The 25437-nt window shown below is 55.5% G+C and carries 19 protein-coding genes; 7 read left to right on the forward strand and 12 right to left on the reverse strand.

The genetic code is table 11. The features are described from left to right. Positions 1-10 precede the first annotated feature (10 nt). Positions 11-487: an anti-sigma factor family protein gene (locus tag EL217_RS04505; RefSeq protein WP_005280119.1), complete on the forward strand. Its 477-nt coding sequence runs from the start codon at positions 11-13 to the stop codon at positions 485-487. A gap of 21 nt (positions 488-508) precedes the next feature. After that, entirely contained in the window at positions 509-1033 is a 525-nt protein-coding gene (locus EL217_RS04510; protein ID WP_005280120.1) for a twin-arginine translocase TatA/TatE family subunit, read from the forward strand. A 12-nt stretch (positions 1034-1045) separates the two neighbouring features. On the opposite strand, the gene EL217_RS04515 is transcribed toward EL217_RS04510, so the two are convergent. Then, a complete protein-coding gene (locus tag EL217_RS04515; protein ID WP_005280121.1) occupies positions 1046-2176 on the reverse strand; it encodes an Mrp/NBP35 family ATP-binding protein in 1131 nt (376 codons plus the stop codon). Positions 2177-2278: 102 nt separating this feature from the next. Between EL217_RS04515 and EL217_RS04520 the strand changes: the two genes are divergently transcribed. Continuing rightward, positions 2279-3019 carry a hypothetical protein gene (locus tag EL217_RS04520; protein WP_023017741.1) on the forward strand — a complete coding sequence of 247 codons (741 nt, stop codon included), beginning with the start codon at positions 2279-2281 and terminating at the stop codon, positions 3017-3019. Between the two features lie 542 nt (positions 3020-3561). On the opposite strand, the gene EL217_RS04525 is transcribed toward EL217_RS04520, so the two are convergent. Together EL217_RS04525 and EL217_RS04530 are read right to left on the reverse strand one after the other, a co-directional pair. Then, the gene (locus tag EL217_RS04525; RefSeq protein ID WP_023030954.1) at positions 3562-7317 is read right to left on the reverse strand and encodes a multifunctional oxoglutarate decarboxylase/oxoglutarate dehydrogenase thiamine pyrophosphate-binding subunit/dihydrolipoyllysine-residue succinyltransferase subunit; all 3756 of its coding nucleotides are present in this window, start codon (positions 7315-7317) and stop codon (positions 3562-3564) included. Between the two features lie 163 nt (positions 7318-7480). Further along, on the reverse strand, positions 7481-8218 hold the full coding sequence (locus EL217_RS04530) for a hypothetical protein (RefSeq protein ID WP_050749146.1): 738 nt from the start codon (positions 8216-8218) through the stop codon (positions 7481-7483). 146 nt (positions 8219-8364) lie between these two features. On the opposite strand from EL217_RS04530, the gene EL217_RS04535 reads away from it, so the two are divergent. Continuing rightward, positions 8365-10068 carry a carboxylesterase/lipase family protein gene (locus EL217_RS04535; RefSeq protein ID WP_126318756.1) on the forward strand — a complete coding sequence of 568 codons (1704 nt, stop codon included), beginning with the start codon at positions 8365-8367 and terminating at the stop codon, positions 10066-10068. An 81-nt stretch (positions 10069-10149) separates the two neighbouring features. Next, positions 10150-11004, forward strand: coding sequence for a DNA primase (locus EL217_RS04540; protein ID WP_126318758.1), 855 nt, complete (start codon positions 10150-10152; stop codon positions 11002-11004). Between the two features lie 4 nt (positions 11005-11008). Here EL217_RS04540 and EL217_RS04545 read toward each other — a convergent pair whose 3' ends face one another. Continuing rightward, positions 11009-11521, reverse strand: coding sequence for a hypothetical protein (locus tag EL217_RS04545; protein WP_126318760.1), 513 nt, complete (start codon positions 11519-11521; stop codon positions 11009-11011). A gap of 111 nt (positions 11522-11632) precedes the next feature. Between EL217_RS04545 and EL217_RS04550 the strand changes: the two genes are divergently transcribed. Further along, positions 11633-12871 (forward strand): MFS transporter, encoded by a 1239-nt coding sequence (locus tag EL217_RS04550; protein ID WP_126318762.1) that lies wholly within the window; start codon positions 11633-11635, stop codon positions 12869-12871. Positions 12872-12962: 91 nt separating this feature from the next. Here the strand turns inward: EL217_RS04550 and EL217_RS04555 are convergent, their stop codons facing one another. Next, positions 12963-14255, reverse strand: coding sequence for an Nramp family divalent metal transporter (locus tag EL217_RS04555; RefSeq protein ID WP_126318764.1), 1293 nt, complete (start codon positions 14253-14255; stop codon positions 12963-12965). Positions 14256-14635: 380 nt separating this feature from the next. On the opposite strand from EL217_RS04555, the gene dcm reads away from it, so the two are divergent. Then, positions 14636-16594 (forward strand): DNA cytosine methyltransferase, encoded by a 1959-nt coding sequence (gene dcm / locus EL217_RS04560; protein ID WP_126318766.1) that lies wholly within the window; start codon positions 14636-14638, stop codon positions 16592-16594. Here dcm and EL217_RS04565 read toward each other — a convergent pair. From EL217_RS04565 to EL217_RS04595, 7 genes are all read right to left on the reverse strand, one after another. Continuing rightward, positions 16591-17835: an ATP-binding protein gene (locus tag EL217_RS04565; RefSeq protein WP_232018393.1), complete on the reverse strand. Its 1245-nt coding sequence runs from the start codon at positions 17833-17835 to the stop codon at positions 16591-16593. The two genes, dcm and EL217_RS04565, sit on opposite strands and share 4 nt — an antisense overlap. Positions 17836-17897: 62 nt before the next feature. After that, the gene (locus tag EL217_RS04570) at positions 17898-18653 is read right to left on the reverse strand and encodes a DUF6339 family protein (RefSeq protein ID WP_126318770.1); all 756 of its coding nucleotides are present in this window, start codon (positions 18651-18653) and stop codon (positions 17898-17900) included. 8 nt (positions 18654-18661) lie between these two features. Then, positions 18662-19573, reverse strand: coding sequence for a hypothetical protein (locus EL217_RS04575; protein ID WP_126318773.1), 912 nt, complete (start codon positions 19571-19573; stop codon positions 18662-18664). Next, a complete protein-coding gene (locus tag EL217_RS04580) occupies positions 19573-21012 on the reverse strand; it encodes a hypothetical protein (RefSeq protein WP_126318774.1) in 1440 nt (479 codons plus the stop codon). Before EL217_RS04580 ends, EL217_RS04575 begins: the two co-directional genes overlap by 1 nt. Positions 21013-21113: 101 nt before the next feature. After that, complete coding sequence (locus EL217_RS04585) at positions 21114-21551, reverse strand: hypothetical protein (protein ID WP_126318776.1); 438 nt, start codon at positions 21549-21551, stop codon at positions 21114-21116. Further along, positions 21544-22524 (reverse strand): PD-(D/E)XK motif protein, encoded by a 981-nt coding sequence (locus EL217_RS04590; protein ID WP_172596713.1) that lies wholly within the window; start codon positions 22522-22524, stop codon positions 21544-21546. Before EL217_RS04590 ends, EL217_RS04585 begins: the two co-directional genes overlap by 8 nt. Continuing rightward, on the reverse strand, positions 22511-25222 hold the full coding sequence (locus EL217_RS04595; protein ID WP_126318780.1) for a Z1 domain-containing protein: 2712 nt from the start codon (positions 25220-25222) through the stop codon (positions 22511-22513). Before EL217_RS04595 ends, EL217_RS04590 begins: the two co-directional genes overlap by 14 nt. Between the last annotated feature and the right edge of the window lie 215 nt (positions 25223-25437).

Below are 25437 nucleotides of genomic sequence, written 5' to 3' on the forward strand. Positions count from 1 at the left end.
CGTCTGTGGAATGAACGTGAGGAGGGTGTCGATGGACTCACTGCGAGGACGCCGCACCCTCTCCACGCTCAGCGTGCGGGGCGAGTTCACTCCCGCGCAGGCGAAAGCCCGGGATAAGGCAAAGGCGCGGGCGCGGCGCAGCGATTCCATCGGTCACCTTGGCCCAGAGGCCGTCGTTGCCTTCGTGGACGGGGAGATGGAGCCCAAAGCCATGCACCGCGTGCGCATCCACCTAGTCCACTGCGCGGAGTGCCGCGCCGACGTGCACCACCAGCGTCACGCCTCCGAGTGGGTGCGTCACTGCAGCGATGATTCCGCGGTGAAGGCCCCGCAGTCCTTATTGGCCAAGCTGGCGGGAATGGCTACGGAGGGTGTGGCCCCGGGCCCCGATGCGTCGACCCCGGCGCACCGGCCGGAGCAGGATTTCCTGGATAAAGTCGAGACGGTGGTACGCGCGATTAAACACAATCAGCGCGGGCAGAACTAAACGGAGGGCGAGGATTTAACCGTGTTTTCTTCCATTGGCTGGCCCGAGATTATTGTCATTGTCCTCCTCGGCATCGTCATCATCGGCCCGGAGCGCATGCCGGAGGTCATCAAGGACGTGCGCGCGGCCATCTACGCCGCCCGCAAGGCCATCAATAACGCGAAGGCCGAGCTCAACGGCGAGATGGGGTCCATCTCCGCGGAATTTGACGATATTCGCGGCCCGCTCAACCAGGCGGCGCAGTGGACGCGGCTAGGCCCCAAAGGCGCTATTACCAAGGCGCTTTTCGATGGCGATGATGCCGCCTGGGACGACTTCAACCCCAAGAAGATGGCCGAAGACATCAAATCCGGCACCGCGCCGAAAGAGCCCGAACAGCGCGCGCAGGACAACAATGGCCCCGCCCGGCCCACCTTTAACTATGCCGAGGTATACGGCGAAACTACACAGCAGCCGGCGCAGCAGCCGCCCCAGCAACAACAAAAGCCGCAGCGTGGTGGGGAGGATTCCACCGGCGGCGGCTCTGAGTGGAGCGACGTTACCTAATACAATGCGCCCTTAGTTCACGCCTAGGTTGAGGCTCTTGCCCACGAGGGAATCGGAACGGATGGCGAGCTTATCAGCCACCGCCCTAATTTCCTTCGCGGCAGGGGAGTCGGGTGCCTCGAGCACGATGGGCGTGCCGGCATCGCTATTCGAGCGCAGGGCCGGATCCAGCGGCACGGAGGCCAGCAGCGGAACCTCGTGGCCCAGGATGACGCCGAGGCGGTCTGCGACGATCTGGCCGCCGCCTTCACCAAAGACGTCCATGGTGGAGCCATCCGGCATGACCATGGCGCTCATGTTCTCAATCACGCCGGCCACGCGTTGGCGCGTTTGTTGGGAGATGGATCCGGCGCGCTCGGCCACCTCGGCTGCGGCGGCCTGCGGCGTGGTGACGATGAGCAGCTCCGCATTCGGGATGAGCTGCGCAACGGACAGCGCCACATCGCCGGTACCCGGGGGCAGGTCGAGGAGGAGGACATCGAGATCGCCCCAGAAGACGTCCGCCAAGAACTGCTGCAGCGCGCGGTGGAGCATGGGCCCGCGCCAGACGACGGGCGCGTTACCCTCCACAAACTGCCCAATCGAGATGTGCTTAATGCCGTGAGAGATGGGCGGCAGCAGCATTTCATCATCAAGCACGGTGGGGCCATCGGTCGAGCCGAGCAGGCTGGGCACGGAGTGGCCGTAAATATCGGCATCGACAATGCCCACCTTCAGGCCCTTATCCGCCAGCGCTGCGGCCAGGTTGACGGTCATCGAGGACTTGCCGACGCCACCCTTACCCGACGCCACCGCAAAGACACGGGTCGTCGAATCCGGCTTGGCAAAAGGAATCTCGGGCTCGGCCTGGCCGCCGCGCAGCTTCTGCTTGAGCGCGCGGCGCTGCTCATCGCTCATCGCGTCCATGGTCACGGTAACCTTGCCAACGCCGTCGATATCCTCGACCGCGGCGCGGGTATTGGTCTCGATGGTGGACTTCATGGGGCAGCCTGCGATGGTCAGGTAAATACCAACGGTGACGTCGTTTCCTTCGATATCGACCGATTTCACCATATTCAGTTCGGTGATGGGGCGGCCGATTTCTGGATCCTGTACGTGGGAAAGAGCCTCGCGTACGGCTGATTCGGTAATAGAGCTAGACATAACTCTTGCCATCTTAGTCACGGCGCTACCTCAGGTAAACACGCCCGCGCGGTAGACTCAGCGAGAAGCCACTGCATTTAGTGAAGGAGAACGTCTAACACCATGCGCATGTTCGCCCGTCCTGCCCTTGCCTGTGCAGGCGCTGTACTCAGCGCCACGTTGCTGGCAGGGTGCGCTGACCACGTTGTTACCGAGCCCTCCGCAGAGGCTAGTGACCGCAAGTCCGTAGACATCGTGGTCGACCCAGATGACACCGACCAAGTGGTGCTGGGCGAGATTTACCGCCAAACGCTCGCGCGGGCAGGGCGCGAGGCCACCGTGCTCAAAGAGGACAAATACCAGTCCCACGGAGACAAAGGCCGCAGCCTCAATCCAGAAGGCAACTTCTATGTTGGCTGTACGGGCGATTTCCTTAACTTTCTAAACCCCAGCGAGGCCCGCGACATCTCGCAAGATTATAAGAAGGCCGAACAAGACACTCAGCCTGGCGGGGAAGACTTCCTCGCCCGCACTCATATTGCGTTGATGTCCTCTCTGCCCACGGATCTAGCCACCGTAGAGCCCTCCGGAGCCTACGGTTGCGAGGACGCGGAGCCGGAACTGCCCGAAAACTTCGTGGTGGTTTATCAGAAGGGGCTTTTCGACCGTGAGGAAGAAATCGCCTTTGCTTCCCTCACCAAGTTCATCACGCAAAAAGACCTCTCCGACTTAGCCGAAGACGCCGAGGAAAAGGGCAGCGTGGAAAAGGCCGTCCGCGAATGGATGCAATCCTCAGGCGGCGACATCGTTGACAGCGAAGGCGATTCCGCGTCCACCGGCGGTTCGGGCCTGACGAGCTCCTAGCCTGCGCTTCAATCACGCCTCACCCCGGCGCGCCCCTTGGCACCTCCACCCGCCCTTCGCGCTCACCGGCAGCCGACCTTTAGCGTGCGATTGCCCTCCCCGTGAGCGGCAAGGGCGGGTGGCTTCGCGCCTAGCTGCCGTATTCTCCCTTGGCGCTTACGGGCGTTGCTCGCCGACGCCCCAACTCTTTCCCGGTGAGCGCGAGGGGAGAGTAGGTGGGGTGTGGTTGTGTCGGCCGCGCCTTTCCTGGGCTGCGATACCTGCACCGCGCCCTTCGCGCTCACCGGCAGCTGACCTTCAGCGTGCGATTGCCCTCCCCGTGAGCGGCAAGGGCGGGTGGCTTCGCGCCTAGCTGCCGTATTCTCCCTTGGCGCTTACGGGCGTTGCTCGCCGACGCCCCAACTCTTTCCCGGTGAGCGCGAGGGGCGGGTAGGTGGCTGGCGGGAGGTAAAGACGCATGAAAATGCCCCAGTGAGGAAATAACCTCACTGGGGCATTTAGCGCCGCAGCGCGCTAGGCGCCATTTCGGCGGTTACACGTGGTTAAACGTCGAAGGCCTCTTCGAGCAGGTTCTTTTGCTCAATCTGGTGCACCTTGGCGTTACCCGTAGCCGTAGAGGACTGGGCGCGGCGGGAGACGCGGACCATTTCCGGCATATCCGGAATGAGGTCGCGCAGGTGCTCGTTGTAGAACGGCCATGGGCCCTGGTTGGCGGGCTCATCCTGTACGAACCGGACCTGGGTGGCGTTCGGGTACATCTCGAATGCCTCGCTCAGGCGGTTGAACGGAATCGGGTGGAGCATTTCCACGCGGACGATGGCGATGTCATCGCGGCCGTCGGCCTCGCGCTTCTTCTCCAGGTCCCAGTAGAGCTTGCCGGAGACCAGCATGATGGTCTTGACCTTGTCCGTGTCGCCGACCTTCTTGTTGTTGACGTCCACGAAGTGGGGGTCATTGATAACGGAGCGGAACTTCTTGACCTCGGTGAACTCCTCAACGGAGGAGGTGGCGGCCTTGTTACGCAGCATGGACTTCGGGGTGAAGACGACCAGCGGGCGCTTCATCTCGCCCAAAGCCTGACGGCGCAGCAGGTGGAAGTGGTTAGCCGGGGTGGACGGCTGAGCCACGGTCATGGAACCTTCCGCACACAGCTGCAGGTAGCGCTCGATGCGGGCGGAGGAGTGGTCCGGGCCCTGGCCTTCGTAGCCGTGCGGCAGGAGGAGAACCAGGCTGGACAACTGGCCCCACTTGGCCTCACCGGAAGAGAGGTACTCATCGATGATGGTCTGGGCACCGTTGGCGAAGTCACCGAACTGAGCCTCCCATGCCACAAGGGCGTCGGGGTTACCCACGGTGTAGCCGTATTCGAAGCCCATGCCGGCGAACTCGGTCAGCGCGGAGTTGTAGACCATGAACTTGCCGCCGTTGTCCTTGGACACTGCCAAGGAGTTGAGCGGGTTGTACTCGTTGCTATTGCGGGGATCGAAGGTCACGGCGTGGCGCTGGGTAAAGGTACCGCGGCGGGAATCCTCGCCGGCCAGGCGCACGACTTTGCCCTGGTTAGCCAGGGAACCGAAGGCGAGCAGCTCGCCCCAGCCCCAGTCGATGCCGCCTTCGCGGACAGACTTCGCACGGTCCTTGGCCACCTTGGCCACGCGCTTGTGGTACTCGAAGTCCTCGGGTGGGTTGCCGTAGGCATCGCCAAGCTCGGCCATCTCTTCTGCGGTGATGGAGGTATCCAGGCCGCGGGTGAGCTCCTGCGAAGAGGTAATACCGGTCTGTTCCTTCGGGCCGGCCTTCTCGGCTTCCTTGTGCTCGGTGAACACGGACTCCATCTGGTCGTGGAAGTCGCGTGCGGCTGCCTCGGCGTCCTCGGCAGACAGGTCGCCACGGCCGATGAGCTCGTTGGTGTAGTGCTCGCGCACCGGCTCGTGGTTCTCGATGACCGAGTACAGCTGCGGCTGGGTCATGGATGGGTCATCGGCCTCGTTGTGGCCGCGCAGGCGGTAGACCACGAGGTCAATGAAGACGTCCTTGCCAAACTGGCGGCGGTATTCTGCGGCCATCTGGCCTACCCAGACAACGGCCTCTGGGTCATCACCGTTGACGTGGAAGACCGGGCAGTCAAAGCCCTTGGCCAAGTCGGTGACGTAGTGGGTGGAGCGGCCGGAATCCGGGGTGGTGGTAAAGCCCACCTGGTTGTTGACCACGATGTGGACGGTACCGCCGTTGGTAAAGCCGCGCAGCTGGGACAGGTTGATGGTCTCCTGCACGACGCCGAGGCCGGTGAAGGACGCATCGCCGTGGAGCATGACGGGAACGACCGAGTATCCGTCCTTGCCCTTGTCCAAGATGTCCTGCTTGGCGCGGGCGATGCCCTCCATGACTGGGTCGACGGCCTCGAGGTGCGACGGGTTGGCGGCAAGGGTGACCTTGATTTCGCCATCGCCGAACATCTGCAGGTGCTCGCCCTCGGAGCCCAAGTGGTACTTCACGTCACCGGAGCCGCCGAGCTGGCCGCCCTTGTAGTTGCCGTCGAACTCGCCGAAGATATCCGCCAGCGGCTTGCCGACGATATTGAACAGCACGTTCAAGCGGCCGCGGTGCGGCATGCCCATGACGACCTCGTCGAGGCCCTGGCCCGCAGCGGTGTCGATGATGGAATCCAGCAGCGGGATGAGGGTCTCAGCACCCTCGAGGGAGAAGCGCTTCTGGCCCACGTACTTGGTCTGCAGGAAGTTCTCGAATGCCTCGGCGGCGTTGACCTTCTGCAGGATGTACTTTTGCTCGGCATTGGTCGGCTTTGGCATGCCGGCCTCGAGGCGGTCCTGCATCCAGCTGCGCTCGTCGCGGTCCAGGATGTGGGTGTATTCGGAACCGACCTTCAGGGTATAAGCAGCGCGCAGGCGGGAGAGTACCTCGCGCAAGGTCATCTGTTCCTTGCCACCGAAGCCGCCGACGTTGAAGACGCGGTCCAGGTCCCAGATGGTCAGGCCGTGCGTAGCGATGTCGAGGTCGCGGTGATCCGGGCTAGGCAGGCCGGGCTGGGACCAGCCGAGCGGGTTGACATCGGCAAGCAAGTGCCCGCGGGAGCGGTAGGACTCGATGAGCTGCATGACGCGGGTGTTCTTGTCCACGCCAGAGTTGGGGATGTCCTGTGCCCAACGGAAGGGCTCATAAGGAACGCCCATGGACTCGAAGAGCTCGTCCCAGAAGGCGTCATCAACAATGAGCTGGCCGATGGTGCGCAGGAACTCGCCGGACTCTGCACCTTGGATGACGCGGTGGTCATAGGTGGAGGTCAGGGTGACCAAGCGGCCGACGCCGAGGTCAGCCAGGCGGTCAGCGGAGGCGCCGGCGAACTCTGCCGGGTAATCCATGGAACCAACGCCGATAATGGAGCCTGCGCCCTTGGTCAGGCGGGCAATGGAGTGGCGGGTGCCGATGCCGCCCGGGTTGGTCAGGTTAATGGTGACCCCAGAGAAGTCATCCATGGTGAGCTTGTTCTTACGGGAACGGGTAACGATGTCCTCGTAAGCCTCAATGAACTCGGCGAAGGACTTGGTCTCGCACTCCTTGATGGCGGCGACCACGAGGGCGCGGGAGCCATCCTTCTGCGGGAGGTCGATTGCCAGGCCCAAGTTGATGTGCTCGGGCTGGACGACGAAGGGCTTGCCGTCCTTTTCCTCGTAGCGCACGTTCATTCCAGGGTGCAGCTGCACGGCCTTGACCATGGCGTAGCCAATAATGTGGGTAAAGGAGATCTTGCCACCGCGGGTGCGCTTCAGGTGGTCATTGATCATGGAACGGTTTTCCCACATGAGCTTGACCGGCATATCGCGCACGGTGGTAGCGGTAGGAATCTCGAGGGATTCTTCCATGTTCTTAGCAATCGCCTTGAACATGCCCTTGAGCTGGCGCTCGTCGCCGCCCTTATAATCTTCTAGGTTATCCAGCGGAGACTGCGCATTCTTGCCCGCAGAATGCTTAGCCTTCGCGGACTTTTCCTTGGCCTTAGATACAGACTCTTTCACGTTGGTATCGCGCGCCTCTTGCTTGCGGGCGGTGGTAGTGCCTTCGGTCTTCTTGGCCGAGGACTTAGACTCTGCCTGCGCCTTCTGTGGCTGTGGCTTAGATGCTTGAGAAGGAGCCTCAGCTTCTGGCTGCGCCTTGGGCGCGCCGTTTGCTTCGAAATAGTCGCGCCACTCCTTGTCTACGGAGCTAGGATCCTTGGAGTACTGCTGGAATTGCTCGTCTATCAGCCACGCATTCGGGCCGAAGATGCTCGATGTGCTCACGGCAGGTATTCGCCTCATTTCTCTGCTTTAAAATGGTCGTTTATTCGACTTTAGTTCGGACTTTGCACGAGCGCATATCTCACCCGCCAAAGTGTCTGCCTATATGATACGGGCCAATCCCTCACCTTCACTATGTTAGGGGTAGCGAATTCGCTCTAAACGATCATCGAATCCCCGCCTTTGTGTGGGAAAGAGGGGAGAGCTGCTGGCGGGCGTGTTCGATGACCTGATTGGCCAGCTTGCGATTGGCCTTCGTGCCAATGACCGCCCCGATACCCATGGGCATGAGTTTGCCCACCCAGGCCCACTTCATGCGCTTGGTGATCTGCTTGGTAAATACCTTGGTCAACCGGCCATTGATGCCAGATAGCGTGGGCCCGGAAAAGCGGGAGAGGGAGGCCACGGAACGCGCCCCCGTGACCGTGCCGAGGTCACCGACAAAGGTATCGACCACCGCAGAGCCCTTCGAGCCCGTCAATACCACCAGCACTAGGGCGCGGCGGCGCTCGGGCGAGGAGATGTCATCGCCGCGCAAGTACGCTGACGCCAGGATGTACCACGCGGCGGCTTCAAGAAAGACCACGGATTCCGCACCGATGGTGGCCGCACCCGTAAAGAGCCCGATGCCGGGCACGGATGCGGAGGCACCGGCGGCCGCGCCCGTGCCAGTAGTGATATTGATGAAGTGCTTGTTAATAAAGCCCTGCAACTCCTGGTCAGTGGCATCCGGGTGGTGCTTCTTTAGGTTCTTGACGTATTTGGAAATAACACCAGATTGCACGGATACCGCGCGGTCCAGGGAGCTCAGCAGCGCCCTAGTAAACCGCCCGCTGTGCTCCGGATCGATGTCATACGTGTCGCTAGCTGCTTTATCCGGGGTGGACTTTTTAAATATGGACATGCCTTTTCCCACACCAATCCTTAAGTTCGTTGGGGCAATGGTATTAATTGAATTTTTACCTAGCATAGCCCTGACCTTGAAATAAGGTGGGCGCGCATGTGCGATTCGGATCGCCACCGGCGTGCAACCTACCTAAGGTAGGGAGTATGCCTTACCCGCAGGAAAATCAACGTGACACTGGGGACTTTTATTCCGAAGAGTCCACCGCTGCCGCGCGCTTGCGGGCCATGCGCGCACACGAGCGCGCCCGTAAGGCCCACGAACAGGCACAAAATGCCTACGCGGATGAACTCACCGTGCGCACGACCTCCGGCTGGGTACGCGGGGTCATCGAAGAAGACCTGCGAGTAGATCGCCCCATTAGCGCCGGGCCAGTGCGCACGTGGCGCGGCATTCCCTTCGGCGCCTCCACGGCCGGCGAGAACCGCTTCCGCGCCCCGCGCCCGGCACCTCGCTGGAACGGCGTGCGCGATTGCAGCCAATTCGGGCCGATCGCCCCACAGCCCACATACTCCTGGACCGACCGCATCGTCGGCTCCGAGGATTGCCTGTACCTCGACATCGTGCGCCCCCGCACAGAGGAAAAGCTGCCCGTCGTGGTGTATCTGCACGGCGGCAGCTTCATCATGGGCTCGTCCCACATGCTCATGCTGCGCGGGTTTGAGCTCGCCACCCGCATGAACGTGGTCTACGTATCCATCAACTTCCGCCTCAACGCCCTGGGATATCTCGATCTGCGCAGCCTCGGCGGCGAGTGCAGCGCCAACCCCGCCGTGGCGGATCAGATTCTGGCCCTTAACTGGGTCCGCGACAATATCGCTGCCTTTGGCGGCGACCCAGACTCGGTCACCCTCATGGGCGAATCCGCCGGCGGTGCCGCGGTGCTGGCGCTCATGACCAGCCCGACGGCCGAGGGGCTCTTCCACCGCGCCATTGCCCAATCCCCACCCATCGCGCTGGTGCACTCCCGCGCCCAATCCACCTTGTGGGCCCGCGAACTTGCGCGCCGGGTGGGCCTGCCGCGCCGGGTTAGCGTAGATGACCTGCGCCAGGAAGACTGCGCGGATGTGGTGCGCTCCGGCCAATCCATGATGTGGCGCGCCGGCGAGCTACTGCACTTAAACTCCTGCTACGCGCCCACGGTGGACGGCGAGCTTCTGCCCGAGCACCCCATCACCGCCTTTGAGCAGGGCCACCAGCACAAAATCCCGCTGCTGATAGGCACGAATTCGGACGAAGCCAGCTTTGGCAAATTCCTCTTTCAGCGCCAAAGCGCCCGAGAGCGCGCCGCCCTGCGGCTATTGGCCTCCTACGATCCCCACCACGCCCCCGAGGTCGTCGCCGCCTACCGCGGTGCGGTCCGCAGGGAGGATTTTGCGCACTTGCTTGCCGATGCCCTCTTCTGGGCACCCTCCACCCGCATCGCCAGCGCCCACTCTGAAGTGGCCGATACCTGGATGTACCGCTTCGACTTCGCCTCTGCCGTCTTGAAGTGGCTGGGCTTAGGTGCCATGCACTCGATGGAGTTGGGCAATGTCTTTGGCGATCCCCAATCCTCGCGCGCCTCCCTGTTAACCGGCTGGGGCTCGCGCGCTGAGATGGAGGAATTGACTTCCACCATGCAAGATCACTGGGCCGCGTTCATCCATGGCGGCAGCCCGAAGCTGCAGTGGCCGCGCTATGACGGCGGCGATCGCGCGACCATGATCTTTGATGAACAGGCCTATATCGTGCACGCCCCCAATGACGGTCGCCGCAAGGCGTGGGAGGATTACCACATGGTGGAGTGGGGAAGTGGGCGCCCAGAGCTCGTGCGCTCCCTTGGTTTCCAACCACACAGGAGGGATTAGCGGTAGACTCCAGAGTGACCGCGGCCGGCGTCTTGCCTACCGCGGGGACCTCTGCTTCCGAAGGATGGATTTTTCACCACCATGAGCTTTTTCGAAGATATCGCTTCCGCATTGGACGCCGAGGGCATCGAGTCCCGCGTCAACGAAGACGTCATGTTCGTTCCAATCACCTCTGATTTGGAAATCCAGTTTGTTGAAATCGATCCTCTCTTGCCGGCGGCCAACGTGTACATCGCTGCCGCGGATGTGGATGAAGACGATGAAGAATTCGAGGCCGTCCTGGTCTCCGTCGCCTTTTCCGTCGACGACGCCGTAGAAGCTGTTTCCCGCCACATCGCCACCGACCAGGTTGTCACCGTCTTGCGGGACCTCTTGGAAGGCACCGATGAGCGCATCGCGGAATTGGAGTTTGACCAGGATGAACTCAACCCGCACCTGGTGGTCGCGGAAGTAGGCAACGATTCAGAGCTGCGCGTATTGGTAGAAACCATCGACGGTGTGCCCTCTGCCATCGTGCGCTTCTTGGCCTTCGACTTCGATGAAGAAGACATGGAAGAGCTCGAGGATGAGGCCGTCACGGAGCTGTGGCAGGTGGACGAGGAAGGCGAGGACCTCGATGAGAACGAGCGCCTTGCCCTCTTTGGCAACACCGATTCTGATGACATCCCCATCGTGGAAGTCCCCGCTGAGGCCCTGGAACTGGGCACCTACACCGATTTCGACCGCCTCTTTGACGTGCTCGGATTGGTCTCGGAACAGGCCCTTGATTGGGAGGCCCAGCTCGTCAACTTTGATGAGGACGACTTTGAGGAACCAGACGTCTACGACATCTTCGGCGAAGATACCGATGATGACGATGACGAGGACCTTGAGTTCTTCGACACCTTCACCGAAGACGACGACGCTGACGCTGACGACGAGGGCGACAACAACTAAGCCCCTAAGCCGCTTGCTGGAATCCCGCGAAAAGGGATTCCGGCGAGCGTACGGGCTTAAAGGCGCTATCCACCAGCCACACGTAGGTGGCATTGGGTCCGCGAGAGATCTCGTGGACGGCGCCAGCTAACTCGGCGGGGACAAGCGTGCGCACCCATCCTTCCGCCGTGGCGGGATCGACTATCTGCCCAAAGTTATCGGTGATCCGAATGGTGATGAGGTAGGCGGGGATGCGGCTTTCGCCGAACCCGCGGATCCGTGCCTTCACTCGTGCTCCCACGCGGTGGCGGGTAATGCTCATGCTGTAGTCCGCGCCGCCTGGCGTGGCTGGCAACTGCTTGATGGGCGGGCGCCACGTCGGGGTGGGACGAGCCAAGGACCGCGGGTGGTGCATGATGGCGGAAATTGAGCTGACCGTCTCATAGTGGTGATAGGCCAAGTTGGCGGCGATTTCCGTCGCCGTGGCGCTGGGTTGGCTGGGTACTGTGTGCGAAAAGTTCTTATCTACGTTGTGCATGGCGCTCACTCTAAACCGCAGGGCCGACACGAGTTCGAACAATACAAACACATGTTCGAAAAGTAGCTTAAATAGCTTTCAGACCTTCAAAGGCATAAGGTTGCACGTGCTATGAAGAGTGCTAATGCCGAACCGGCGCCCTACGAAAAGCCCAAGGTGCCGCGGGAAATCTGGGTAATGGTAACGGCGGCGTTCATTATCGCCTTAGGTTATGGCCTTATCGCACCGCTTTTGCCGCAGTTCGTGGTCAGCTTCGATGTTTCGATGGCCGCCGCCGGCCTGGTGGTCTCCATCTTCGCCGCCTCCCGGCTGATCTTCGCGCCCGTGTCTGGTTCGTTGGTGGACCGCGTCGGCTCGCGCCGCGTCTACCTGGTGGGCCTGATGACCGTGGCCGTGACCACGGGTTTGGTTGCCATTGCCCAAGAGTATTGGCACATTGTGGTGTTGCGCGCATTGGCGGGGCTGGGCTCGACCATGTTTACCGTCTCCGCGATGGGCCTTATCGTGCGCCTGTCTCCACCGTCGATTCGCGGTAAGTGCTCTGCCACCTACGCCACGGCATTCCTACTGGGCAATGTCGCTGGCCCTGTCCTCGGCGCCAGCCTGTCCTTCCTGGGCTTCCGCTGGCCATTTTTCATCTACGGCATCGGCGTGATGCTCGCTGCTTTCGTTGTCTGGTGGCAGATGCCGCGGGTCAACCACTCCCAAACCACCACCTCGGAACTGCCGCCCATGCGCCTGCAGGAAGCTTGGAGCGATACTGCCTTCCGCGCGGTGCTGACCTCCAACTTCGCCCACGGGTGGATCAATATGGGCGTGCGCGTGTCCGTCCTGCCGCTTTTCGCCGCCGCGATTTTCCATAATGGCGCCGCAGCCTCGGGCTTGGCTCTCGCGGCCTTCGCCGCAGGCAATGCGATTATTCTCCAGTTCTCCGGCCGGTGGTCCGATCTCCATGGCCGCAAGCCGCTTATCTTGATTGGCTTGGTCGGCTCCGCCATCTTCATGGTGCTCATGGGACTGGCCACCAGTGTGTGGTTCCTATTGCTCGTATCCGCCCTTGCGGGTGCAGCATCGGGCCTAATCAATCCTTCCCAGACCGCCGCGGTGGCAGACATCGTGGGCAACGAGCGCTCCGGCGGCAAGGTATTGTCCGCCTTCCAGATGGCAGGAGACTTCGGCCAGATCGTGGGCCCCATGCTCATTGGGCTGCTTGCCGATGTCTATGGCTTCCCCACAGCCTTCACCGTCTGCGGTGCCATTGCCATTTTCGGCATCATCGCCTGGCTCTTCGGCCGCGAACCCCGCGAGGAGTCCACGGTGGAAGTAAAGCGCATGCCGAAAAATAGTTAACGGAAAATGCTCTGTGTCGGCGCATCCCGCTTCACTAGGTCGAGAGTTTAAGGGTAATCGGCGCGTACCTTGAAGACTACGAGCAACAAGGCTAGAAGAGCCCTGCGACCTGAGACACGCACAGGTAGACAAAGGCCGCGGAAATGATGCCCATCAGGGTGTTGATGAACCAGCCATTGCGCCATTCCTTCGGGGTGTGCTTGGTATTAAGCAGTACCAAGAGCGTAAGTCCCAGGAAGGGCATGAAAAATGCGCCCAAGACGCCGTAGCCAATGATCAACCCGGTGGGCTTGCCCAGCAGCAGGAGCAGCATTGGCGGGAAGGTCAACCAGATGAGGTAAGCGCGGTAGTACTTACCGCCCGTGCTGGTGCTGGGGTGGCCTTGTGGGAGGTTCTTCAGGTGGCCAACGTAGTCCGCGAACATGAGGGACACACCGTTCCACACGCCCAAGCAGGAAGAGAATGCGGCAGAGAAGAAGCCGACGATGAACCACTTAGAAATAAAGGTTCCGTAGCGAGCCTCCAGCACGTCCGCCATGTCCACCAAGCCCTGGTCATTATCGGAGACAGCGACATTAGCGCTGTACAAAAGCTCGGCACCAAGGACCAGCGTAGCCAGGACGAAGATACCGGTGACGGCATAAGCCACCGAGTTATCCATGCGCATGACCTTCATCCACTTGGGCGTGAACCATTTCTTCTCACGCAGCCAGTAACCGTAGGCAGCAAGGGTAATGGTGCCACCGACACCGCCGGCGATGGAGAGCACGTAGACGAAAGAACCATCCGGGATGGTGGGGACGAGTCCGCGCAGAATCTCTGGCAAATTAGGCGCTGTAATTGCGGCGATGCCCACCACGGTGACGAACATGATGCCAACCAAGATGGCGGCAAGTTTTTCAAAGAGCTGGTATTGACCCAACCACGTAAGCGCAAAGCACAATACGCCGGTTAGGATGGCCCACATGGTCAAGCTAGTACCGGGGAAGAGCGCGCTTAATGCCAAGCCGGTGCCGGACATGGCCGCTGCGCCATATACCAATCCCCAGATGACGATGTAGGGCGCGAAGTACCACGAGGTCCAGCGTCCTAGCTCCCGCCAGCCGTGGAACATGGTGTTTCCAGTGGCCAAGCTATAGCGGCCGACGCCTTCCACCAGCACGATTTTCATAATCGTACCGACGATGACGGCCCACAACAGTGCGTAACCGTAGCGCTGGCCGGCAATCATGGTTGCCACTAGGTCAGCGGCACCGACGCCGGTGGCTGCGGCGACCAAACCCGGACCTACGAGGGTCCACTTTACTTTGGCTTGTGGCTCAGAGTTGTGTGTCTGTTGGCCTTCGGCGGATGTTGCGCCGTTGTGGTTATTTGATTGGCTCATGACACTTCCTTAGGTGGCTGTGGTCCGAATCACTTAAAGGAAATGTATCACTATTGACGGGTGAAGTGCAGCCCAATTATTCAATCACGCGTGCTAAGCGACGGTCCGACCAGCAGCGTACAGCGCCTTTGGCATGGTTCTTAGCCATAGGAATAGGGCGGTTTCGGATTGGTTACTACTCACTCGCGCATGTCTTCTAGCCTGGGGTGACCTTGCTGCTGGCAGAAATTGCCTTAGCGACTAAATGCGCTGATTGAATTCTGAGAGCTAAGATGCACGGGGGTAACCGCAAAAGCCTTTTGCCCTGGTCGTACGGGTTTCAGCAGGTATAGGAAACGATTAATTAGTGAAAAGAAGACAACCTAGTTACATTATTCAACGTGAAACCTGTTGATGAGTTCGCTGTAAAGCAAATACGAGGCCCTTATGTTAAATTGCCTCTCCATGCGGACCATTGTGACTCGGTTGAGGAACTCATTGAGTACGCTGAAAAGCGGAAATCGCAGGGTGCTGTTCTCGGGGTTGATCTTTTCGCTGGGGCAGGGGGACTGAGCCAAGGGCTTACCAACGCAGGCATCGAAATCGTATTAGGCGTAGATCATTACGACTATGCCGTTCAGACTCATGCTGCGCGATTTCCCGGGATTTCTGCGGCTTGGGACCTCTCGACTCCTGAGAATGTGGAAAAAGTTGCAAACTTGATGAAAAACTGCGACATCGATGTTCTTGCTGGTGGCCCACCATGTCAGCCTTTCTCTAAAGCGGGACGGAATGGTATCCGGTATTTGGTAGAGCAAGGTCTCAGAGATCCGCACGACCAACGGCGCGACCTTTGGCGCGCATACTTAGAAGTTGCGCAGCTTGCCCGTCCGCGTGCAGTCATTTTGGAAAACGTCCCAGACATGGCGTTAGACGATGAAATGTTCATCATGCGAAGCATGATCGAGGAACTAGAGAGCATCGGTTATTCGGTAGAAAGCCGCGTCATCGATACTTGGCGCTATGGCGTACCTCAATTCCGGCAGAGGTATATCTTGGTTGGCCTCAGAGATGGAATCCAGTTCATTTGGCCTGAGGAAGTGAGCAAAAAAGTCACGGTCTGGAATGCAATTGGTGACATGCCTGAGGTCGATGGTGGATGGCGCCCAGAGGGTGGTGCTGATGGATGGCAAGCTTATGATGGCCCGCGGACTGAATTTCAAAAGTACATCCGTAAAGGAGTGCCTACAGAACAATCAGATCGACTTTATGATCACATCACTCGGCCTGTGAGAGAAGACGACCGTGTCGCTTTCGAGATGATGACTTCCGATACAAAGTACTCCGATTTGCCGGAGCACTTACGCAGGTATCGAAGCGATATCTTTAATGATAAGTACAAACGGCTCGATGAAAACGATCTGTCCCGTACTATCACTGCGCACATCGCTAAGGATGGCTATGGTTTCATCCATCCACGCCAGGCTCGTACTTTGACGATCCGCGAAGCTGCACGACTTCAAACATTTCCCGATGATTTTCGTTTTAGCGGCCCACCCAGTGCGGCTTTTAAACAGATTGGCAATGCTGTTCCAGTTAGACTTGGCGAGAATATCGGCCAAAGTGTGCTTTCAGCTTTGGAGCTACAGGAAAAGAAGAGATTCGATTCTAGGACAACTTCTGCGGCCCTGGCGGGTTGGTATATCGATCGCGCTAGCGGTGATTTAACCAGTCCTTGGCTACGAGACGGGGATCGCTGGCAAATTTTGGTGTGCGAAATTTTTATGGAGCGAACAACGCTGGAGCAGACCCGAATGCTGTGGCCGCTAATAAACGCTCTCGAAGGTCCCACGCCAGAGTCTAATGTTCCTGATGGAACTGTTAATACAGTCTTGGGAGTCTTCCAAGGGGACCGTTTTGCGAAGCGTCGCGAAAAGTTTTTGAAGACTGTCGAAGAGATTAATCAGAATCCTGAAGCTTTTTGGCGTCCGAATTTGGATGCTGATTTGTTCCCAACGATCAATACTGGTCTTCGTCGCGTTCTTGAGCTTTCCGCACCTGAGATTCGTATTGCAGACCGAAGCGAAGAGCCAGTAATCGTTGCGAAGGGCGTGTTACGAGTTACTTCTCGCTTTCAGGGAGAAGATACCGAATCGAGAAACAAGCAGTCCGATGGTCGAATCAGTATTGCTCGGATTCTGGGCTTAAATGAAAACGCACAGAAAGCGCATCTAGCATTATTTGAGCTCAGTCGAACTGTTTGTTTGAGCGAAGGACCGCGCTGCAGTCTTTGTCCACTACAGCAGTGGTGTCATTTTGCTAGTGCGGAAGAAGCCTCCGCACCGGCGGCATTGTTTTAATCAAACCCCAAATGACGAGCTAAATCTGGCATTTCTTCCTTGAGAAGAGTTGAGATCGCTTCTAGCGCATCGAAGTTCCCAGTCCTAGCCGCTGCAGTTCTTAAAGCAAGACCAATAGCCTCACCCGAATCGCTTCCCCAAAAACTTGAGGGAACATCGTCTGGGGTATCTTTTGTCGAAGATTTCTTGGCGTTTGCTCGCCTATATGCAGCATCAGCTGCAATGCACAGTTCGTTTACAGGCCGAGAAATCATCTTCCGCAACTGACTGGGTAAACTAACACGCATTTTTGCTACGTTGATATTAAACGCATCATCAAGGCGGGTATTGAAGTCAAGAGAAGCTCTAGCGAGTTTCGTATGCTCGTCAATGGTCCGTATTTTTGACCAACCGCCCCATTGAACCAGCCTATCTGCCCGGTAAATATACAGGCCTTGTTGCTTATTCCATTTGTCAATCCCAGATGCTTTATCGAAAGCAGGGCGGGAACTAAACTCGTCTCTTTGGGGGAGAAGATATCTCTTCAGAGTTACGGTTCCCGATGCATCTCCGTGCTCAACTTCGAATTCATCGACGTCAAGCATCTGTGTTTTAGGTTCGTTTCGGGCGAACGGGTCCCATGGCTCTAGTTCTTCACCATTTACGCAAATAGAGACCTTGGTATAAGCTTCGCCGCTGAGAAATCGGTGGAACACCATGGATAGATATCCACTCAATTTGGGGCCTAAGCCTTCAATACGCCGCCTTGCCCAACCACTATCAGGAGACTTTGCCGGTAGCAGCCGATCAAGTTTTTTCCACACGACGATGGTTCCAGCACATCCACCGGTTTGATCAAATAATTCCTGGACTTCTTTTTCATCACTGTGGTCTAGCGTGACCCAAGAATCGATGTTCTGAATGAAATCCAGATCTAAGGTACGAGCTTCAAGAGGGACATTCCGACTCTTGCTAATAACTTCCAAACGGCGACATTGAGAAAGCGAAGCGGTCTTTAGACCTAGACCATACCGGCCTAACTCTTGTTCCTTGTAAGATCTACGGCTACCGAATCGCATCGCTTCGTTAATCCGATCCGTGTCCATGCCATTGCCGTTATCAACGATGATGACATATGAATCTCGACCTTGGAAGGCTATCTGAATGTCAATAGTTGTCGCACCAGCAGCGATCGAGTTGTCAACGATATCGGCTACCGCTGATTCAAAGCTATAGCCGATATCGCGAAGCGAAGTGGTCAATCGCCGTGCGGAAGGGGCGACAGATAACCTTTTGGACATTGAAGAAATAAACTCCTCGAAAACTATTCAGTTGAGAGCAATGAGTCGAGCGTATCGTCATATACCTCTCGCACCAGGGTAGTCGTTTGCTCTGGGGAAAGCACATCAAAATGCATAATGCTGCTGAGCTTTCCTAACTGAACCATTACCCTTCGGAGGACATCACTTTTGGAAGAGTCTATTTTAGAGCTGTGCTCATAGTGAACTGACGCGATAGCTTTAGCGATGATTGGATTCATTCCAAAGGTTGGACGCTCCATAATTGCAACGCCTTCGTCTTCACCTAGAGTCAAGTTAAGATCGGAACCGAAGCAGTAGGCTCTCCACCAAGCTTTTCGAAAGGTATTGCGGGGCTTACCAACCCACCGCTCATAGTCTTCTTTTCGGTTGGGGTTTTGGTACCTCCACTTGCTGAGGTCAGGAAATACAGCTAGTGATAAAAAGTTCCATACTTCCTCGGTGCCGGCTTCGGCTGGGGAGATCCTGAGCGTATGGAAAAGTGTATTTCCTAGCCTCGCATCGAACTCAGAGAAGGAAACATTTTTTAATTTACTTCTTTTTGGAAATCCATACTCATTTGCTAGCTTGAGTAAATTTTCTCGCAACTCCTCTATCTCTTTAGGAGGAACCATTAATCCGCCCAATGGCGGAGGATACTGTTTTGGGTGAAAAATATCAACGAGCTCTGAACAACGCTCTATTGAAGTCTTGATCATCGCTGAAGAAACGGCGACGGCGTCGTCTCGGTCTAGACGTGGTAGTGACCTAAATTCATTCATTAGAACGTTTAGTCTTTCTTCTTATACATAGCACTCTGTAGTTCAGCTTCTAACCAACCAGGTGATTCCTTAAACTTCTCAGAATTTTCTTCTAAGGTGATATTCGGGAAATAAGTATCGTGGGTGGTCTGGAGGATGGCGGCCAAGGTGGACTCATCTTCCACTGCATACTGCTGTAGTTGCGGTATATCTTGTAGATAAGCGAATGCGAGCATTTGAGTTACAGAAGCAACGCGCAGCTGGAAAGCCAAGTCCTCATTCGTCGAAGAATTTACGTCAGCCAGATATTTTTGAATCCTAGGATGCGAAGAATTTAGTTTCAGACGGACGGCTGAAGAAGCATGTGCTTCCAAGTCGCCTTGGACCTCAATTTTCCACAATGCTTTATCAGGAAGGCCATGAAAATTCTTGAAATCCAGGAAACTTACTGGGAACTGGGAACCGGTACCCTCTAACGCCACTGAATAGCTTGATGACCAAAGCCGTGATCCCAATTTGTGAGCGGCTAGGGGAGTGCTATCTGGATCCAAGTTGGCAAGTAAAATAACTTGCGTTGAAACTTGAAGGTCTCCCCCTAGAACTGAGCCATCAAGAACGGTGCTGATTCGGTTTAGACCATCCACGACTTCAATAGGTGCCGTGGCCCCATGGAGATTCGTACGAGTGGACTTCCAAGTAAGAACTAGGCCTAGTATGCCTACAACTTCCTGTTTGTCATTTATTAGGGAAGCAGTGGATAGTGCCTCTTTTAAAGAGATGTCTACTTCAGCCTGGATCTCGACAGAAGCAGAAGGGGTCCACTCTACTTGCCTGCTCGACTCAGCAGTCTGGAGAGAGTACCCATCAATCAAGACATCAAAGTCGAATAACGCAATAGTTTCCTCAGATGGGATATTGAACCCAAGGCTTGTACTTGCCATTAGGCGTTATCCTCCGGTTCGTCTTCTACGTTGATTTCTACGCTAATAGCTGAATCTTTTGGTTGAAGGACAGCATACTTTCCATTCCAAGAGCTGCCACGCATCTGTTTTTCAAGAGCATGATGTTCAGGTGGATTGGCAACAAGCTTTTCCCAATCATGTTCAGTACTAAAAGTGTTGAGCCATCCCAAGTGGGTTGGCATTTCAACACCATCTTCTTCGTCTTTTACTCGTTTGCCGTCAACTAGCACGCTGGCTTCAACTGAAAGCGACGCGCTTGAGGCGGACGAAGAATTAGCTTTAGAGTAACTGACATCAAATATGGCGACGGTTCCAGCGCTTGTAGAGACTAGATTATCGAGCGAGACTGAGGTCTTCGCCTTTTTAGTCTTCCGAATAGCTTGCTGTGGCCTTTTGGAAGTTGTAATCTTTTTTACCCTTTTGCTGGTGCCAGGAGCAGTAGAAATCAGTTCCCCTAGAGCCGAAGATAGTCCGCTCACAGCAGAGCTGGATTGTGTGAGCTCATCTTGAGATCCAGTTTTGTTGTCTCTTTGAAGAGAGGATTTTATTTGGGTGAGAGCAATGTTGACTGGGTTTGACCTCCTAGGGCGGTTTGAGCCCTCCATATAGAAGCGTTCATCCTTCAGATCCACCGTTGATGGGTTCCACTCATCGTGAGCAGGCGGTTCACTGCTAGCAAATAGGGCATCCAATTTGGAAGAGGCAATGAAGACGCCATTGTAAAATGAGTCATCTCCTGGATAAGGCCCTTTCCAATAGTTAACAACCATGCGAGGGCTACGAATCAGGGCGATGTGTTGATGAAGCGTTTCTTCATTACGACCGAAGACAGAGCGGTGGCTAATTCCGTCTGAGTCGAATCTAGTAGTAACTAGACGCCCTAAATACTCGATGGGTTTCTTTGAAGTAATGTCTTTCCAATGGCTTAGGCCCACAGCACTGAAAGAGTTCTGGTGATCGGCTTTGGTTGGTGGTTCGGGCTTGGAAACTGCCACCTGATAAGCATTTACGAATCGACGCAAAACTGGGTCACGCTGAGGGTCAGGAACAGGAATTTCTCGATTCTTATACGCGACGGTGAAGTCGATCGGATCCATGTTTTCGATTTTGGCAATCATATGGGGCCATGCCCACTTGGTCAGTGCATCTGCGATGGTTTCGAGCACTCCTTCACCTTCGCCGGCGTCGAAGTCAGGACCGAGTACGGCGATCGCAGTACCGTGTGGTCGTTCATCGCTGAAGTCTTGATCCATGAGGAAATGACGTGCAAGAGAATCGGCTTGTGCGCCTGTAAAGGGGTTGGCAAAAACACTACCCCTTACTCCTTCAGCGCGAACGCCCCACCAATGCCGTCCGGTGTAATTAAGATCCGAGGCGGTATAGCCGTCACTATTCGCCATAGCGATGAAGCGGCTCACCTCTTGCCCGTGCTCATCAGTTGTTCGGGTATATACCAGTGCAGTCCTAGTCGTACTTACACTAAAATAAACGCCTTTGCCGAACCCATAGGTGCCACCTTTTAGCTTTTCGAGGAATTTCGGCCGATGTTACGAACTAGAGCCACGAAATCATCTTCTTTTTCGTACTTCATAGCCGCAGAAGTCGGGCCTCGTAGGCCAGCAGTTCCTGAATCAGAGACGACTAGTATCGGAAGTGTGTCGGCGTCCTCGCCATGCAGATATTCGTCGAGGTTATTTAGTCCACGGGTTCCTTCATCAAAGAAATTGCGCAATTCGTCCGCTCTGTACCCCGTTAACTCGTGATAACGAATCGAATAGCTAACGCCATCGTCGTGACTGCTGGTATCTCGTGCATCCCAGCTGTTTTGCAAAGTTTCCCGGGTAAAAAGATCCCAGCTTTCTAAGCTGGGGCGCCCCAAAGCATTCGTGGCTGAATTGCCATGCATGTTCCCAGAGTCCTGGAAGAACTCTTCATGATGAAAGGCGGCTTTACTCATAGTTAAGGGATCCATCCTCTCTATGGCCTGGCAATTGCTCAGGCTCAGCAAGCTCTATGGTGTATTGGACGTTGCTAATTCGTTCGGAGAGTCCTACTGAGGGGATCATGGGGAAGGAATCAACGACTTCAAAAGTTTGAGAATCTACAAGATGATATGCAGATTCATCAGTAGGCTCTTCCCATCTGGGCAGTGAATAACCAACTGCCTTTAATTTATGAAGAAACTCGTCAGCAGGAACTTCCTTACGTTGGAGTAGCCGGTTTACTATGCCTCGTACTGTGATGTTGCCATTTGGACTGCTCTCATATTTATTTGCCCGGAGCAGCAGTTTAATGTCTGGCTCCCGATCGAGCTGGTGCACATCGTGAATAGAGACAGGGAAGCCCTTTGCAACAGCGGTTGCTTTGCACTCAATCCCGCGGTCTTCGAATCGAAAGTCATGGTGCTGACTATCCGGACCGGTCCAACGGTAGAAGGCGTTGTCTTGGCCATTGTCTAAGAGCTCAAGCATGGTCTGAAGCTCACAGATAAGCCCGATCTCCTCGGAGCGGGACAGGGATCTGCTCTGTTCTCGGGTAAAGAGAGCCCTCCACTTAGTTAGTTGTGCACTCGCCGCAAGTCCAGCGTTTTCCGGATTCTGTTCAATCTCTTGCAATAGCGAGTCAGAAAAGGCACAAAATACCTCAACAAATGCAGAGGAGGAAAGACGAACTTCTGCATGAAGTTTGCCTTCAAGCGGCTTGCAAAGGAGTTTGATGTGCTCGCTGTGCGTATCAGCTTGAATCCATTTCGGGTCCTGAGAACCTAACGGAACTAGCAGCCCAAAACTGTCATCATTGTCAGAGAAAAGGCGTACAAATCCGTTACTATTTTTTACTGGCAGAGCAAATAGAAAACCATCCCCAAGTAATGAGTTGCTGGTTCGTTTCTTTGACTGTAGTTCCTCGAAGTAAAATTTAGTGCTTTGCATGCTCTTCCTCGGCTGAAGCTTGGGCCTCATCTAGCTCGTTAAGCATGCGAATCTCTTCATCGGCTTGCTTGTAAACCTCCATGATTTCATCGTCCGCTTCAGGCGCTGACATGTAGTCGACATTGGAATCATGTGCAGTTGAAGTGGGGAAGAAGATACCGATGCCGATAATATTTTCTTCAGCCTCTAGCGGTTTTCGGTGTACCTTCCTAGGATTTTCGGTGGTCCCCGACCGAGGGACTGAATCCTTGCTAATGGGATAGATCGCTAGGTGGCCAACGCCAGTTCCGGCGTAACTATCGTGTGCCTTGCGAAGCTTGGCTTCTTTGTGTCCACCCTCGAAAGACTCCGCCAGTTGTTTTCGGAATTCCAGACGCTCTTCATCACTATTTCTGATCACGTCATTGACACGGTCGGTAGTTGTGACCAAGGTCTTAATGTTCGCCGATCCTTTGGGGCTATTAGCTAAAGGAGAACGGGAAATCAGGTTGACATCGCCAAATCCGAGATCGATTGTGCCAAATTGTGGCTTTGCTTGAGTGACGACGGATACGTTCCATTTTTTGATTCGCCGTTCCACTGACTCTTGCCTTATGTAGTCGATGAGAAGTTTTGCGTCCTCCTTTCCAAGGCGTGTATCGCCATGGATTTCATATTTTTCTAAGAAATCCAGTATTTCGACATAGGGCACATCTCGAAAGACCGGGAAGTTAAATAGCCCAGTTTCTTGGTCAATTCCGCGTTTTTGGATTGATTTAAAGAGGTCTTTCGTGGCGCTAAGATTGTTTTGTAGCCACTCTGTATCAGTTTCTTTGAACTTGATAGTCTGCTCTTTTTTACCCGAAAAGCTCATTTGGCGTTGTACCGCATCTTGCATCTTTGCTTTGCTGGTAATCACCATATCCGGGTGCATCCGGATTCTAGCCTGTACTTCCATTGGGCTAGTTTCCTCTTGAATATAGACATCAAGTTCTTCGCGCAGCTCGGCTTCCACGGTTGCCAAGTCATGGAACCAGTTTCGCAGTTCACCCGGCATCCAGATTCGAGGCAAATCTTGGTACCCGCTACGGAATCCGAACCAACGACCCATCTGTAGGAGGGTGTCGTAAGCTGACGCGCGGCGAACAAAATAGGAAGAGACTAACCCCTCTAGAGTCAGTCCGCGGGACAGGGTATTACCGCCAATTGCGATGACTGTTTGAGTTGAGTTGTCGTAATCCAGACGCGAATCTGAAGTTCCGTTGTCAACTGCGATAGAGGTGGTATCAAGAATCTCCTGAAGGTGGACCTCCAACTCTTCAAAAGAAACTGGCTGTAGTCCGAAGTCCGCGGCGGGAACGCGTTCTGCTTCTTCTTCCCATTGAGTACGCCAGTTAGAGGTTTCACTTTCTCCTTGGGCGAACTGCTGCCGTAAAGTGTCTAATTCTGCCTTCACCAGGATTTCGAGATCATCGTGATCATTGCGAAGCATCGAGGTATGGATGAGCATCGAAGAGTGTTTATCTTGTTGCCCTCTTGACCATCGCGCAGCGGTCGCCAAAATGAACCATCGGATTGCTTCGGTGAGCGCTGGTCCTCCGATAATCGACTGGTTTTCCTTTTGCTTCTTGTTCAGTCGGATCCCTTCGACTTCAGCGTCAGAGATGGTCCGGATCATGTCATAGCCATCGTTATCCAATTCTTCGAGGCTTTCACTGCCGATGGGTTCTCGGCCAAAAAGTGACCGAGAACCGAAATAACCTTCTGGCTCTGGAAGAGAGATAATGAAGTCAGAGGGATACAGGTCGGTTTCTTTGGAAGGGTCAATCAGGATATTGGCGAACGGAGTAGCAGAGTAGGCAATATATGAGGCCATCTCATATTCGAGCAGATTCGAAATTTGTTGGTTAATCGCAGATCGTTCAGCACGAGTCTGTGGAGAGACATCGATACTTGCTTGGTCGGATTCGTCATCGATGATCAATATGGGACATTTATCAGCCCTTGCTCCTGCCGCGGATAGCCATTGATTTAGTCGGCGCAGGCGAGGACCATTCTTCTTAACCACCGCAATGAATCGTGCCCTATCATCTTCGATTCGAGCTGAATTGCGGTCCCCACTGAAGTCGGATTCTTCGTCCGTTAATCGTGTCCAACGACTCCTGTGTAAACTGATTAGCTGCTCGTCGATGCGTTTTTGAGTTTGGCGGCGGAGATTCTCTGTTATACCAGTTAGCACAATAATGAGGCGATAACCGGAATCAGCTGCTTTGGCGATAACTGACATGAAGTTTGTCGTTTTGCCACTCTGGACATAGCCAAGGACTAGGCCCTTTGACTTTTGGTTTTTCGCGGCAGTAGTTGGGCGGAGCCCATTCATAACAGCTGTCGAAGAGCGATCGATTTGCTCGATTGCAGGACCTAAGTCTTCCTCAATAGATGCACGAAGCGGTGGCCAATAGATGTCACGATTGAGGTTTGGGATATACCAATTCTCTCCACGCTTCTCACGCTTGTAGGCCGCCATTCCCCGATCGACAACGTGGCCAATCTGGCGTTTGTGCCTTGTATAAGCTTCTTCAATCTCTGCTTCCTGCGTCGGGCTAAAGCGGAGCATCTTGCTCTTTTTGTAATCTAAGTCTTGGCCAAGTCTTGAGGTATTAGCGAATTCTTCGAGGAAAAACTCAATGCTCTCTTCGTTAAGGATGCCTTCAGACATGCTTCGCCTTTCACAGTGTGGGGAGTTGCATAAGTAACTTTAACCTTAGTGGCATGAAAAAGATGACGGATCACCCCCATAAAACCAAGAGTTGACCGGACAGAAGGGAGGGGACTGAAGAATAGCTCGATGGAGTGATGGGGTACTCTCTGGACAACAAGATGTAATTTAGCTAACATATTCCCAATGTTCGCGTCAGGCTGTCGCGCGGGCTT

The organism is Corynebacterium segmentosum (assembly GCF_900637825.1).
Taxonomy (GTDB): domain Bacteria; phylum Actinomycetota; class Actinomycetes; order Mycobacteriales; family Mycobacteriaceae; genus Corynebacterium; species Corynebacterium accolens.

What these genes read in the sequence shown, in the direction of transcription:
- EL217_RS04505 (WP_005280119.1), top strand. Translation starts at nt 11, where the DNA reads ATGAACGTGAGGAGGGTGTCGATGGACTCACTGCGAGGACGCCGCACC.
- EL217_RS04515 (WP_005280121.1), bottom strand. Translation starts at nt 2,176, where the DNA reads ATGTCTAGCTCTATTACCGAATCAGCCGTACGCGAGGCTCTTTCCCAC.
- EL217_RS04520 (WP_023017741.1), top strand. Translation starts at nt 2,279, where the DNA reads ATGCGCATGTTCGCCCGTCCTGCCCTTGCCTGTGCAGGCGCTGTACTC.
- EL217_RS04530 (WP_050749146.1), bottom strand. Translation starts at nt 8,218, where the DNA reads ATGTCCATATTTAAAAAGTCCACCCCGGATAAAGCAGCTAGCGACACG.
- EL217_RS04535 (WP_126318756.1), top strand. Translation starts at nt 8,365, where the DNA reads ATGCCTTACCCGCAGGAAAATCAACGTGACACTGGGGACTTTTATTCC.
- EL217_RS04540 (WP_126318758.1), top strand. Translation starts at nt 10,150, where the DNA reads ATGAGCTTTTTCGAAGATATCGCTTCCGCATTGGACGCCGAGGGCATC.
- EL217_RS04545 (WP_126318760.1), bottom strand. Translation starts at nt 11,521, where the DNA reads ATGCACAACGTAGATAAGAACTTTTCGCACACAGTACCCAGCCAACCC.
- EL217_RS04550 (WP_126318762.1), top strand. Translation starts at nt 11,633, where the DNA reads ATGAAGAGTGCTAATGCCGAACCGGCGCCCTACGAAAAGCCCAAGGTG.
- EL217_RS04555 (WP_126318764.1), bottom strand. Translation starts at nt 14,255, where the DNA reads ATGAGCCAATCAAATAACCACAACGGCGCAACATCCGCCGAAGGCCAA.
- EL217_RS04570 (WP_126318770.1), bottom strand. Translation starts at nt 18,653, where the DNA reads ATGAATGAATTTAGGTCACTACCACGTCTAGACCGAGACGACGCCGTC.
- EL217_RS04575 (WP_126318773.1), bottom strand. Translation starts at nt 19,573, where the DNA reads ATGGCAAGTACAAGCCTTGGGTTCAATATCCCATCTGAGGAAACTATT.
- EL217_RS04585 (WP_126318776.1), bottom strand. Translation starts at nt 21,551, where the DNA reads ATGAGTAAAGCCGCCTTTCATCATGAAGAGTTCTTCCAGGACTCTGGG.
- EL217_RS04590 (WP_172596713.1), bottom strand. Translation starts at nt 22,524, where the DNA reads ATGCAAAGCACTAAATTTTACTTCGAGGAACTACAGTCAAAGAAACGA.
- EL217_RS04595 (WP_126318780.1), bottom strand. Translation starts at nt 25,222, where the DNA reads ATGTCTGAAGGCATCCTTAACGAAGAGAGCATTGAGTTTTTCCTCGAA.